Source organism: Commensalibacter melissae (genome assembly GCF_009734185.1).
In the GTDB taxonomy this organism is placed as follows: Bacteria; Pseudomonadota; Alphaproteobacteria; order Acetobacterales; family Acetobacteraceae; genus Commensalibacter; species Commensalibacter melissae.
Genome location: NZ_CP046393.1, coordinates 1348287 through 1362376, shown reverse-complemented (window position 1 = coordinate 1362376; position 14090 = coordinate 1348287). Strand labels below are relative to the sequence as shown.

Annotated in this window: 11 protein-coding genes; 2 read left to right on the top strand and 9 right to left on the bottom strand. The window is 39.2% G+C overall.

What is annotated here, in order from left to right; all coding sequences use genetic code 11:
* The first annotated feature begins 238 nt into the window (after positions 1 to 238).
* Positions 239 to 802 carry a hypothetical protein gene (locus GN303_RS06030; protein ID WP_146206647.1) on the top strand — a complete coding sequence of 188 codons (564 nt, stop codon included), beginning with the start codon at positions 239 to 241 and terminating at the stop codon, positions 800 to 802.
* Between the two features lie 21 nt (positions 803 to 823).
* On the opposite strand, the gene GN303_RS06025 is transcribed toward GN303_RS06030, so the two are convergent.
* On the bottom strand, positions 824 to 1273 hold the full coding sequence (locus tag GN303_RS06025; protein WP_110438269.1) for an RrF2 family transcriptional regulator: 450 nt from the start codon (positions 1271 to 1273) through the stop codon (positions 824 to 826).
* A gap of 196 nt (positions 1274 to 1469) precedes the next feature.
* Between GN303_RS06025 and cysK the strand changes: the two genes are divergently transcribed.
* Entirely contained in the window at positions 1470 to 2447 is a 978-nt protein-coding gene (cysK, locus tag GN303_RS06020; RefSeq protein ID WP_110438268.1) for a cysteine synthase A, read from the top strand.
* Between the two features lie 68 nt (positions 2448 to 2515).
* On the opposite strand, the gene GN303_RS06015 is transcribed toward cysK, so the two are convergent.
* The 8 genes from GN303_RS06015 to gltX form a co-directional block, all read right to left on the bottom strand.
* A complete protein-coding gene (locus tag GN303_RS06015; RefSeq protein WP_110438267.1) occupies positions 2516 to 3673 on the bottom strand; it encodes an OmpA family protein in 1158 nt (385 codons plus the stop codon).
* Between the two features lie 297 nt (positions 3674 to 3970).
* Complete coding sequence (locus tag GN303_RS06010; RefSeq protein ID WP_231504010.1) at positions 3971 to 5527, bottom strand: S41 family peptidase; 1557 nt, start codon at positions 5525 to 5527, stop codon at positions 3971 to 3973.
* 220 nt (positions 5528 to 5747) lie between these two features.
* Positions 5748 to 8318 (bottom strand): type I DNA topoisomerase, encoded by a 2571-nt coding sequence (gene topA / locus GN303_RS06005; protein ID WP_110438266.1) that lies wholly within the window; start codon positions 8316 to 8318, stop codon positions 5748 to 5750.
* Between the two features lie 171 nt (positions 8319 to 8489).
* Positions 8490 to 9659, bottom strand: coding sequence for a DNA-processing protein DprA (gene dprA, locus GN303_RS06000; protein ID WP_110438265.1), 1170 nt, complete (start codon positions 9657 to 9659; stop codon positions 8490 to 8492).
* 5 nt (positions 9660 to 9664) lie between these two features.
* Positions 9665 to 10309 carry a glycerol-3-phosphate 1-O-acyltransferase PlsY gene (plsY, locus tag GN303_RS05995; protein WP_110438264.1) on the bottom strand — a complete coding sequence of 215 codons (645 nt, stop codon included), beginning with the start codon at positions 10307 to 10309 and terminating at the stop codon, positions 9665 to 9667.
* Entirely contained in the window at positions 10306 to 11598 is a 1293-nt protein-coding gene (locus tag GN303_RS05990) for a dihydroorotase (protein WP_110438263.1), read from the bottom strand. Before GN303_RS05990 ends, plsY begins: the two co-directional genes overlap by 4 nt.
* On the bottom strand, positions 11595 to 12530 hold the full coding sequence (locus GN303_RS05985; protein ID WP_110438262.1) for an aspartate carbamoyltransferase catalytic subunit: 936 nt from the start codon (positions 12528 to 12530) through the stop codon (positions 11595 to 11597). Before GN303_RS05985 ends, GN303_RS05990 begins: the two co-directional genes overlap by 4 nt.
* On the bottom strand, positions 12523 to 13926 hold the full coding sequence (gene gltX / locus GN303_RS05980) for a glutamate--tRNA ligase (protein ID WP_110438261.1): 1404 nt from the start codon (positions 13924 to 13926) through the stop codon (positions 12523 to 12525). The genes GN303_RS05985 and gltX overlap by 8 nt, the downstream gene beginning before the upstream one ends.
* Between the last annotated feature and the right edge of the window lie 164 nt (positions 13927 to 14090).

The window sequence follows — 14090 nt, the reverse complement described above, 5'->3', positions numbered from 1 at the left end:
TTTGCAATAATAAACGAAAATAAAAAAGTTAAAATTCATCTAAAATATCATAAAGTTATTGGTGATTTTGTTTTTATCTGGTAGTGATCTTTGTAAGTGGATGTGTAATTGATACAAAAGGTAGGAATAAATTCTTACATCTTTTTTACCAATCCGGGTTTAAACTAATATTCTCATCAAGTTTGTAATTGTAAACTGCCAAGTTATAGGTAGGATTTAATAAATGGAGGCTAGTTTCGTGCGTTTGCGTTCATCTTTTATTTTGGTTTCATTGGGAATTGCTTTGGCAGCTTGTCAACATAATCAGCAACCAGTGGCCCAACCCGATAGGGAGGCTGCCAATCCTTTTAAATATTCAAAAAAATCATCTGTTTGTCAAATAACACCTATAGTTAAAGAAGCGGATGGAAGTTGGAAAACGACGATGACAGTCCGCAGCGATGATGGTCAATGTGAATTCAATGTTGTGCAACCTGACTCCAAAAACAACTTCATCTCTTTTGGTATTGCAACTGTTCCTGAACATGGCAAGACATTTGTTTATAATTATGATAAAAGAACCTATATAAGATATACGCCATCTTTGGCATATGCAGGAACAGATAGATTCATTGTGAATCTTTTACATCAGGATGGGAGCAATAAAACGGTTTTGTCAGTAGATGTAACAGTAGACAATACAGGTGTTCAGATTCCTAAACCCGCTATAGAACCCGCGAACAAAAATACGACTTCTCGAAAAAAGGTAACACGTCATAGAGCTGTCTCCCATCATCGAAAAACCGTAAGAAAAGCTAAATGATGATTTGAATTTACCATTACGTTAAATAGTAAAATTAATAGCTGTGGGACGAGGACGCTTCATTCCTTTTTCCTCAGCTTTTCTGATCAGATCTTGCATCGTTATTGAAGCTATTTCCTTCATGATTTTTTGATCAATAGATTGCCATAATGGTTTGATAACTTGTTGAAAAAGTGGAAACGTAAATTCTTCATATTTTTCTTTTTCATCAACCGAAATGGCCTTAATGATATCAGCGATTGAAAGTAGTCTTTTTGGTTTAGCCAGATGATACCCACCTCGTGGTCCACGAGTACTTTCCAAGATTGAAGCTCTGGATAAAAGTTGTAAAATCGGTTCAATACTTCTTTTGGGTAGTTTTGTCCTTGAAGAAATGTCAGAAGCACTTACGGTATTATTGTGACTTGAGTAAAAGGCGATATCTGTTACAATAAGAATAGCGATAATGGCACGATCTTGTCTTAAGAGCATTAAATATTTTTCCTAAGGTTTTAAAGAAATATTTAGTTAATTTAAAATTTATATCCTAATATTAATAGTATATAATAATTATTTAAGATGAAAAATAGTATTTTTTATAAATAAAATCTGTGATGTGGAAATATTTTGCATAAATAGGTTATTTATAGCGATTATTATCCTTAATCAACGAGTAATGGGAATTGTTATGACAAAAAATAATCGTTTTGGGTTGGCACAACCTAGAGGTAAAATTTATAATTCTTTGATTGATACAATTGGTGGGACACCGCTTGTAAGGCCAGGAAATCTAATAAAGCAGGATAATATCGAAGCTGATATTTTATTAAAGCTAGAATTTTTTAACCCTTTATCTTCAGTCAAGGATCGAATTGCCGCCGCAATGGTATATCAGGCGGAAGAAGAAGGGATTATTAGTCCTCATAAAAGTGTATTAGTTGAACCAACATCAGGCAATACAGGAATTGGCTTGGCATTTATAGCCGCAGCGAAAGGTTATCGGCTGATCGTTACAATGCCTGAAAAGGCATCGATTGAGCGTCGAAAAATGATGCGTTTTCTTGATGCGCAGGTTGAACTGACCCCAGGTCATCTGGGAATGGCTGGGGCAATTGCTCGAGCAAAAGAAATTGTAGAAAATACACCTCATGCCTGGATGCCAAAACAATTTGAAAATCCCGTGAATCCACTTGTCCATGAGTATACCACTGCGGAAGAAATCTGGCAGGATACGCAAGGAAAAGTCGATATTGTTGTTGCCGGTATCGGAACAGGTGGAACCATTACAGGAATTGCCAGAGGATTGAAGAAACATAATCCAAAGGTGGAGATATTTGGTGTTGAACCTGCAGAAAGTGCTGTTCTTAACGGAGAAGAGCCTGGTCCTCATGGTATTCAGGGAATAGGGGCAGGATTTAAACCAGGTATTTTGGATACCGATTTACTTAAACAGGTTCTGATGGTTTCAGAAAGTGACGCTCTTGCCACGTCAAGACGCGTTGCTCGATTGGATGGTATTCCTGTGGGTATTTCTTCAGGTGCAGCTCTGTTTGCGAGTATTCAGTTGGCAGCCCGTAAAGAAAACAAAGGTAAAGTCATTGTAACGATTGTTCCTTCATTTGCGGAACGTTATCTATCAACACCTTTGTTCAATGGATTGGTTTAAATCCTTATTTAAAACTGTATCGTAAGGGAAATCCGGAATATGTGATATTCCCTCCACGATGAAACTATTTAGCGTAAAATTATTTCCACACGTCTGTTACGTGCCTCCCTTACATTGGATCCTGTTTGTACTCGCAAATTTTGTGATCCATATCCATGTATATCAATATTGCCGGCCGGAACACCATTTCGTATCAATTCGGATCTGATTTCCTTGGCTCTTTTTAGGGAAAGTTCGATATTGTATTTTTTTCCCTTAATGTCAGGACTAGCAGATGTATCTGTATAACCATCCGCTTCAATACGGGTGTTTTCCACGTTATTGTATGCTTGGGCAGCCTCTCGGACAATAAGTCGCGCTCGATTACTCAGGCTGTAACTATTCCAGTTAAAAAACACAAGATATAATCTTGATTTTCTAGCCTTAGGAACTACAGGGGTTTCATCAACAGGTGCTGCAGGAGGAGGGGCAGGGTTAAATTCATAACGTAACCCGAGTAAAATGGAATGGTTAAAATAGGTGGTTGTATCCCGATTGCCTTTAGTATGACCATAAGGATGGGTAATGTTTCTTCCTCCTTGGGTACCCCATACATCGGCGGTATGACTTTGGGGTGCCAGCATTGTCCAGAATCGATATTCTGTAATGAAGGACAATCCAACAATCCAAGGGGTTGGAAATGATAGCCCTCCAATTCCCTGGTAAGCGAATTGTCCGAATGTACCTCCCATGTGTTCAGTAAGACGATGATCCGAGGTGCGAAGTTTTACTCCATTCATTGTAGACCATCCATAACCAATCCCCGCACCGAAATATGGAAATATATAAGGGCTTCCCACATCCATATCAAAAAGGGCGTTAACCATAAATCCATAAGTTTGTTGGCGGCCCTCACCACGGGCTTTATAGGAACCGAGATTTTGATATTTCAAGGGATTGTTGCGATAATTTCCCTCCACTTCAACTCGAAAACCGTTTCCAAGACCATATCCTAGACTCGTTACTGCAGTGGCCCCTGGTGTATATTTATCGCGACCATCAGGCATAATGGGATTTTGACGCACAACTTGATCTTGATTGATACTAAGCCCGCCAGCACCTGTTACATACAAACCTTTAACCGGTTGTGCTTTTATCGTGGTTGAGGGCATGAGAAAAGTGGTTAAACATAAAAGGGTAGAAATATTAAATATAGATGCAGCAAATAGAGGGAATTTCAAACTCATCTTAATTTTTCACTCCTTAAATCTAGCTATCAGCTGCAAATTGTTTTAGTAAAATATTCTTCGAACTGAAATACCCTTTTTTTAGTGAAGAAAGAAGTAAAAAAAATTTTTTGTTCGAAAAATATATCAAATGTCATTGAAACATCACATAATTTAAATTTACTTGAATAGAAGCAATATACTATTTTCAAACTTAAATAAATACAAGAGAGCAATTTTTAATTGTTATCATTTAGCAATGTAATAATCAAAAAAATATTAATACCGTGAAAAATCCAATTTGGTTGTCTATACAACTTAATCATTCGGGATCATATCAAGTGCTTTTTGGTAAAGCTTTGGGTTAAGAAGCAAATCATCGGCAATCTCAAGATCAATATCTGAACCGATGGCAGGGGGACAGGCATTTCTAATTTGAAGAATGTCCTTTGCTTCAACCGGAAAACGTGATTGTCTAGAAAAGATAACATCACGTGCATAGGAAGATTGATCATTAATTAATTCATTCATTTGTTTTTGAGTGAAATTAACTCCACGACTTGTGCATATTTGCGGAATGATGCCCAAGCCCTGGATTGGCCATCCCAAGGGGGCAATAACCCTGCTCCATGTAACGAAGAGCTCTCCTCCATCAGGTAATTGTGCAATGGTTTGTACAAGACCTTTACCCAGAGTTGTGCTGCCGATTACGACGGCTCTCTTATGATCGGATAACGCAGCGGTTAAAATTTCGGCAGCACTTGCAGTTCTGCCATCAACCAAAATAACAATGGGAACATTATTGGTTATATCTCCTCCCTGTACTGCCCATACGTGATTGGACTCTTGATCTCGTCCTTGTGTCGTTGCTGCAATACCATGATCCAGCAATAATGCAGAGCTTGTTATGGCCTGTTGCAAAACACCTCCTCTATTTCCTCTGAGATCAAGAATCAGGCCCTTTAATTTCATATCTTGAACAGCTTGATCAAGATACTGATTGATTTCTTCCGCAGTGAAAGTTGAAAAGGAGGTTATTTTCAAAATAATTATGTTATCATTTGTAAATGCAAATACGGTCGCTGGTGGAACAATTTCTCTTTTCAAATGTACGATTCTTGTTTTTTTTCTACCGTGTGAGCCCAAGACAAGAGTCAAAGATGAATTGTTGCTGCCCTTTAGCCAGTTATTAATTGTATCAACAGATTGTTTATAGGTACGTTTGCTATCTATTTTATAGATACGTTCACCTACGTTAAGTCCTGCTGACCAAGCGGGACCATTGGTATTGATAGAGCTGATAACGATATAGTTTTTATCTTTGGAGATGGTAATTCCGATATTTGCCTCACCATCTCCTCGTTGATTACGATCCGTGGATGCAAAATTGGGAGCGACATATCTTGAATAGGGATCCATATGATCAAATAATTCATCAAAAAAAGCTTGGGTAAGACCTTGATTGTTTGCCAATTGAATTAAATTGGAATTTTCCCATCCCTTGGTAGAAATATCCGTTATGGTCTTTGCCCATTGGGGTATATCGTTATCTGCCGGCAAGGGATAGTTAGCTAGAATTTTTTGAGACTGTTGAAGAACAAGCTTATCTTCGATTTCATGAATTGATAAAGAGGGGTCAACGGCATTTAAGCCATTCAGTCCCCATAAAGACAATTCTTTTATCGTATGTTCTTCCAGTATTCTGGGTTGTAGAAAAGTCAATGCGGTGGCGATGACATTTTCGTAGCTATGTTGATTAAACGGGGCGATATCTTTTGGTTTTGTGGATGTAGTGGATTGTGCGTATATAGGGGTATAGGTATTAAATGCAAGAATTATATACAGACAATAAAATAAAGGTTTGTATTTTTGCAAAATGAAACATAGAAAACATATCGCATTTTGCGTCAGTCTAAAGAAACAGAAATGTCGTATTAGGAGGAAAATGATTGTTCTCCAAAGACAATAAAATATTTTAAATATAAGGTTAGCCAATATTAAAAAAGCTATAGCAACTTTAAGATTATTAAAACCTAAATATAAAAATAACAAAATCTGTCACGTAAAAAACACAATAATCTAGTTAAAAATCATATTATTTTTTTGTTTTTTTTACTGTTTTTTTCTTTTTTGTTGGCGTTTTCTTTAACTCTTTTCCTTTTTCTTCGAGAAGTTTCAATGCGTCCTCTAGGGTTGTATTATCTCCGTTATCTCCTTTTGGTAGGGATGCAACAGATTTTTTATGCTGTATATAAAATCCGAAACGTCCTTTTCTTAATAAAACAGGTTCCTTATCTTTTGGATGAAGCCCCAGATTACGGATAGAAGCCATTTTTTTTGCAAGAACCTCCAAGGCTCGATTCAATCCTACTGATAAAATATCTTCATTTTTATCCAAGGCGGCAAAAATATTTCCCATTTTGATATAAGGGCCAAAACGTCCCAATCCGATTTCGATTTTTTCACCTGTCTCAGGATATTCTCCAAGTAATTTTGGAAAAGATAATAGGGCAATGGCCTGATCCAGGGTAAGTGTATTTCCATCAATATTATTTGGAATAGCGGCACGTTTGGGTTTGATCTTTTTATTTTCAGGATCAGCCTCACCAGATTGTATATATAATCCGTAAGGTCCTTTACGAAGTGAGATTACTTCATTATTTTCTGGATTATTTCCAAGGATTTTGCTGCCTTCTTTTAAAATCTCATTATCTTCTTGATCAGCATTATCCAGAGTTAATTTTCTAGTATATTGACATTCAGGATAGTTGGTACATCCTATAAACGCCCCATAGCGACCCAGTTTTAGATGAAGTTTGCCATTTTCACAGGCAGGACATTTTCTGGGGTCGGACCTGTCCGTTGTTTCGGAAAAGAAATGAGAGCCAAGATCATGATCAAGCGCATCAATAACATCAGAGATTTTCAGTTCTTTTGTTTGCTCGATGGCATTGGAAAAATCGTTCCAAAAATCCTGTAAAACTTTTTTCCAATCTATTTTACTATCGGAAATTTCATCAAGTTGTCCCTCTAACGTGGCGGTAAAATCGACATCAACGTAACGTTTAAAGAAAGATGTTAGAAAAGCAGTAACCAAACGTCCACGATCCTGAGGAATAAAATAACGATTTTCAAGAGTAACATAACCTCTGTCACGTAAAACCCCGAGAATGGATGCATAAGTAGATGGACGACCAATACCCAGTTCCTCCATCTTTTTAACAAGTGAAGCTTCACTATAGCGTGGAGGAGGTTGAGTAAAATGCTGACTAGGCAAAATTTCTTTGGTTTGAAGAGTCTCTTTTTCTCTTAAGGGGGGTAGGAGTGACCCTTTGTTGTTTTTATTTTCCGCCTCATCTTTATCTGTATCATCAAAACTTTCTGTATAAACTTTTAAGAAACCCTCAAATGTTATTGTTGATCCCGTTGTTTTAAAGCAATTTTCCTGCTTTTCATCTGTTATTGTTATGGAAATTTGATCAAGTTCTGCGGATTCCATCTGACTGGCAAGAGCTCTTTTCCAGATAAGATCATAAAGTTGTTTCTGATCAGCTGTTAAATAAGAACTGATTTGTTCAGGAGTGAAATTGATATGTGTAGGTCGTATGGCTTCATGTGCCTCTTGGGCGTTTTTTGCCTTACTTGTGTATTTGCGTGGTGATTTTGGTACAAATTTTTCGCCATATTCGGTATTGATATGATTACGAATGGCCTGAATTGCTTCATTGGCCATTTGTACTCCATCGGTTCTCATATAGGTAATCAAACCAACGGTTTCCCCCTTGACTTCAATTCCTTCATAAAGTTGTTGTGCGGTACGCATCGTGTTTTGTGCGCTCATTCTTAATTTTCTTGATGCTTCCTGCTGTAATGTCGAGGTGGTAAAGGGGGGGGATGGATTCCTTCTTGTTTTTTTTCGCTCTATGGTACGAACGCTAAACTGTTGATTATTTAAATATGTACAAGCCTCTTTTGCCAGATTTTTCGTATTTAGATCAAATTGTTCAAGTTTTTTGTTTTTTAAATGGGTAAGTTTTGCCGTGAAATCCTTATTGGATGAAGAGATAAAAGTGCCATGAATGGTCCAATATTCTTTGGATTGAAAAATCTCGATTTCAGCTTCACGTTCGCATACAAGACGCAAGGCAACAGATTGGACTCGTCCTGCACTTCGGGATCCAGGTAATTTCCGCCATAAAATTGGTGATAATGTAAAGCCTACCAGATAATCAAGTGCACGTCGTGCAAGATATGCTTCAATCAAAGGTTGGTCCAGTTTCCGGGGATGTTGAATAGCGTATTGAACTGCCTGTTTGGTAATTTCATTGAAGGTAATACGCTCGACATTAATATTTTTAAGTAATTTCTTTTCATTCAGAATGGATTGGACATGCCAGGAAATTGCTTCCCCCTCACGATCGGGGTCAGTGGCAAGATAAAGTGTTTTGGCATTTTTTAAGGCCTGGGCAATCGCCTTGATCTGCTTGTTTCCACGTTCATCCGTTTCCCAATCCATGGCAAAATTTTCAGTCGGCCTAACACTTCCATCCTTCGGAGAAAGATCTCGGACATGCCCGAAAGAGGCGAGAACAGTGTATTTGTTTCCAAGATATTTATTTATGGTTTTGGCCTTGGCAGGCGATTCAACAACGATGACGTCTGTCATTTTCTCTCCAGACGGATTAGTAAAAATGATTTCTTCAATTAGAAACAGAATACTATCTTTTCTTTAGTAAGAAGCAACTGCTATTTTGGTTTTTAATTAATTTTTTAAATGGATGTGATTTACATATTAAAACGAAAATAGAAGAAAAATTCAAGAATTCGTTTGATTTCCTCATTTTAAAATATAGCCATTATGGCAAAGAAAAATTTTTTGCTGGATTTCAAGCAAGGAAAGAGCACTCTGAATTTCATTGGTAGGGTAATGAACATTTCTCAAGATTAGATCGATAGGTGTAGGGGTGGCAGAAAGTAGGAAGAGAATATCATCTTCAATTGTTCTTGAATTGTTTTTATCAGGTATATTGACCTGTGGAAGATTCTTGTTCTGGAGGGATATATTTTCAGCTGCGGAAGAATAGGTGAAAAGATCAGTATTGGAATAGGTGTTTTCTTGGATAAGGGGATGGGGGAGTTCGGATATTATATCCATGGCATTTTCTGTTAATATAGCCCCCATTCTAATCAAGTTATTGCTTCCTTTACAACGTGGGTCAATGGGAGATCCTGGTACTGCAAAAACGGGACGGTTATAATCAAGCGCTTGTTTAGCCGTGATAAGACTGCCGGAATGCTGGGCAGCCTCAATGACAATACATCCCCAGCTCAATCCAGCAATAATACGGTTTCTGCGTGGAAAATGCATGGCTTGAGGTTGGGTTCCAATAGAAAATTCAGTTAAAACAACTCCTTTTTCTGCTATTGATTTTTGAAGGTCTTTATGTTCTGTTGGATAAAAAATATCGATTCCACAACCAATTACGGCAATGGTGAAACCTGTGTATAAGGCCCCTTTATGAGCTGCTTTGTCAATACCTCTGGCTAGACCAGAGGTTATGCCAATTTGATGTGCGGACAGATCAGCCGCAAGATTTTCCGCCATTTTAATGCCATGTATAGAAGCATTACGCGCCCCGACAATAGCAACATTTCTCTTTTTTAATAACTCGATATTGCCCATGGCAATCAGAATAGGAGGGGCATCTTCAAGCATATCAAGCAAGGGCGGATATTCCAGAGTTCCACGAAGAACGAATTGTCCCCCCAATTCAAGTGTTTGATCAATTTCTCTATGAAGTATTTTATTATCAGGAACTTGAAATTTTTTTGTTGAATCTTTTGAACGTTTTAATTTTGGTAAAATTTCCAAAACAGCTTCAGGGGTTTGATAATGGTCAAGTAATTGTCGATAACGGATTCCACCGATCCCTTCCGTTCTGGCAATTTTTAAATATGGAAGTAATTGTTTTACAGATAGGGTGGAAGATAATGGTTTCTTGGACATTTAGCTTAATTTTTTTGGTTTTTTTCACCAATACGAGGTTCTGTACCGTTGCTGAGACGGTATATGTTGGTTCTATGACGAAAAAATATGAGTAAACTTATAAGAAGAGCGGGAAATAAAAGAGGGGTTTTAAGATCAAGATGATTGAAAATCATAATGAATAAAGGCCATGCAACAAATGCGGACAACCCTCCTATAGAGGAAATTCGGGACAATCTGGCGGCAAGTAACCATACAATACATGATAATAGGCCAGCAATAGGTGTTAAGGCAAGGCTGACACCCAACCCCGTAGCAACACCTTTTCCACCTTTGAAATTTATCCAAACGGGAAAACAATGGCCGACTACTACAAGAATTGCGGCAAGTGATTCGGCCTGAACTGTATAGTTAATGGCAAAAATATAGGCACACCATATTGCAAAAGAACCTTTCCCCATATCGAGTAAAAGAGTTAAAACCGCTAGTTTTTTTTTGCCTGTACGTAAAACATTTGTGGCGCCAATATTGCCTGAACCGATTTGGCGAATATCTCCCATTCCACCAATATAGCTAACCAACATTCCAAAAGGAATGCTGCCAATCAGATAGGACAAAAGGATAATGCCTGCCATTAATGTCCATGCATATTGGGGTATATGCCAAATCATAGAGTCTCTCTTTTGTAAATACAGTGTCCCATCTTCCAGGTTCCAAGGACGACACCTGGAAGGACACGATTGTCAAATGGGGTGTTTTGAGCCCGTCCTGGTAATTTTCCCGCTTCAACCTGCCAGGTTTGATCCGGATCAAATAAGCATAAATCTGCAACATTTCCTCTGGCAAGCGTTCCGATAGGTTGACGCAGGATTTTCGCAGGATTGTTACTTAAAAGTGAAATAGCCTTTGCAAGGGGCAGATTGCCATTTTTGACTTGAATAAGGGTAACACTTAAAAGGGTAACTAGCCCTGTTCCGCCCGGAGCCGCCTCTGCAAAGGGTAAACGTTTGTCATCCACATCTCTTGGAAGATGATCCGAGGCGATTGCATCAATGGTTCCATCTGCTAATCCCTGACAGATTGCAAGACGATCCGCTTCGGAACGGAGTGGTGGGGAAAGTTTGGCATAGGTTCTAAAATCACCAATTGCCTCTTCATTCAAGTCAAAATAGACTGGGGCGGTATCACAGCTGATATTAAATCCCTTTGATTTTGCCTGTCGAATTAGATTAAGTCCCTCCGCGGTGGAAATATGTCCAAAATGTAATCGACAATTTGTTTGTTCCGCCAATCGTAAATCACGGGCAATCATAATTGCTTCAGCCGCAGTTGGGACAGAAGGCAAACCAAGTCTTGTTGCCAGCTCTCCCTGGGTGGCACTGCTATTTTTGGCCAGACTGGGGTCTTCGGGATGCTGAATGATCAATCCGTCAAATCCACTTGCATAGGCCATGGTCTGCATCATCAAACGGGTATCTGCAAGCGCCTTGTCTCCGTCCGTGAAACCAATGGCGCCAGCTTCTTGAAGCAAGCCTATTTCTGCAAGTTCCTTTCCCTCACAACCAACAGTTAATGCACCATAAGGAAGAATGGATACGGATTTTGTTATTTCACCCTTGGCTTTTAGCAGGGTTACCAACGCAGGATTATCGATGGCGGGGTTACTATTGGGTAGAATTGCCATGGTGGTTATCCCACCTGCAGAAGCCGCTTCTGCTGCGGTGGCAATGGTTTCCCTATATTCAAATCCAGGTTCTCCCACGGTTACACGCATATCAACAAGACCAGGACAAAGAATGGCTCCTTTTCCATCAATGACATCGCAATCTGATGGTTGCCCTTCTGTTTCCGGAAGATCTATCCCGGCAATTTTATCATTTTTGACAAGAAGTTTTCCCGGTTGATCCAATCCTGATTGAGGATCAATTAAATGGACATTGGTGAAAAGAATTGGTTTCATGGCTGCGCCTTTATGTGAGAGAATTTTTCAAGAACTGCCATTCTTACGGCAACACCCATTTCGACTTGTTCCTGTATGACGCTTTGATGTGGATCATCGGCAACATGACTATCAATCTCTATTCCCCGGTTTAATGGTCCAGGATGCATGACCAATGCATTTGACTTTGCAAGGTTTAACCGTCTTCGATCTAGTCCAAAGAAACGAAAATATTCACGAGTACTTGGAATTAATCCAGCACTCATTCTTTCTCTTTGAAGACGTAACATCATGATAACATCAACATTTTTAACCCCCTCATCCATTGAGTAATAAGGGGTGGCACCCATTTTAGCGATTGTTGAAGGCAATAAGGTTCTTGGACCAATAACCCTGACATTGCAACCCATTGTTTTAAGAAGGATTATGTTTGAACGGGCAACTCGGCTATGAGCTATATCTCCACATATTGCAACAGTCAAACCTGTCAATTTTCCAAAGTGGCGACGAATTGTTAATGCATCGAGCAAAGCCTGAGTGGGATGTTCATGAGTTCCATCGCCTGCATTGATGACACTTGCATCGACCTTTTGGGCAAGAAGCGCAGGGGCACCAGATTGTGCATGTCGAATGACAAGCAAATCAGCTCGCATAGCGTTTAAAGTATAGGCCGTATCCAGTAATGTTTCCCCCTTGCTGACCGAAGAAGTGGAAACGGACATGTTAATGACATCAGCACCCAGACGTTTCCCCGCCAGTTCGAAAGATGTACGAGTGCGGGTACTATTTTCAAAAAACAGGGTGATTAACGTACGTTCTCTCAACAGATTGCGAGGGGTCTTGCGAGAACGGTTTAGTAAGGCATAGTTTTCTGCCCGATCCAGTAATATTTCAATTTGGTCTTCGGGAAGTCCTTCTATACCAAGAAAATGCTGTCCAAAGGAATTAACCATTAATTACAGCTCCTAATCTAGCCAAAACCTCATTTTTGCCTAATGCGAGAAGTGTATCATCAATTCCTGGCGACATGGTACTTCCTGTTACAGCCGCCCGTAAAGGCTGGGCAACTTTACCCAATTTCAGGTTTTCCTTTTCAGCAAATGCATGTAAACAGCTATTGACAGACTCTTTTGTGAATTCAGGTAGTTCATTCAGTTCCACGACAAGTTTACTCAACAAGGCACGATTATTTTCATTCAATAATTTTTGTGCCTTGTCCGTAAAATTTAATGGAATTGACATACAAAGGAAAGAAGCATTTTCAGCCAATTCATTCAGATTTTTGGCGCGTTCTTTCAATCCAGGCATCAATAATTTGATTTTCTGTTCATTATTCTGGCTTAAATCAAGGTCTTTCCGTCCCTTCAAACGAGACAATACATCTTTGGTTAGTCTTACATCATCTGCCTGTCTTAACCAGTATCCATTAACGTGTGTTAATTTGGCATAATCCATTCGAGATGGAGAACGGCCAACACCATCCAGATCAAATAACCTAATTTGATCTTTCCGACTAAGTATTTCCTCATCTCCATGACCCCAGCCTAATCTAAGCAGGTAGTTACATAAAGCCTCAGGCAAATATCCTTCATCACGAAATTCAACAACCGAACTTGCACCATGTCGTTTGGACAATTTCGCACCATCGGGACCATGAATAAGGGGAAGATGGGCAAATTTGGGAATATTCCATTCCATCGCGCGATAGATCATTAATTGTCTAAAACTATTGGTTAAATGGTCATCGCCACGAATGACATGGGTGATATTCATGTCATGATCATCACAGACAACAGCGTGTTGATATGTTGGGGTTCCATCAGCGCGTAGAATAATCATGTCATCCATTTCGATATTGGCGACGGTGACCTCTCCTTGAACAAGGTCTTGAATAACGGTTTCACCTTCTTTGGGGGCCTTGATGCGAATGGTATAAGGTGCATTGGAGGGTGCCTCGGATGGATCACGGTCACGCCAGTATCCGTTATAACGGGGAGGTTTTCCCTCAGCCAGTGCCTTGGCACGCATTTGAGCCAAATCCTCTGGTGTGCAGAAACATTTATAGGCTTTTCCTGTCTCGAGAAGATGAAGAGCGATTTCCTGGTGTCTTTTAATTCTTGTCGATTGAAAAACAGGCGGTTCGTCTGGTGTTAACCCCATCCATGCCAGTCCATCAAGAATAACATCAACAGCTTCTTGAGTGGAACGCTCTCTGTCAGTATCTTCAATCCGTAATAAGAATTCGCCATGATGATGTTTGGCATAAAGATAGTTGAATAGTGCAGCGCGAGCATTGCCAATATGAAGCAATCCCGTTGGACTTGGAGCAAAACGTGTACGAACGGTCATGGGTATCTTTCTTGCACGTAGAATGAAAAATGAATTGAAATAATGTTTATATTAATTATTAAAAATAAAGATATGAAGTCTAGAAAAAAAATATTTTTATGGAGTTTTTGAACTATTTTAGACAGCATAAAAAATGTCATTGCTCTGTTGGTAAGGGAAACCGA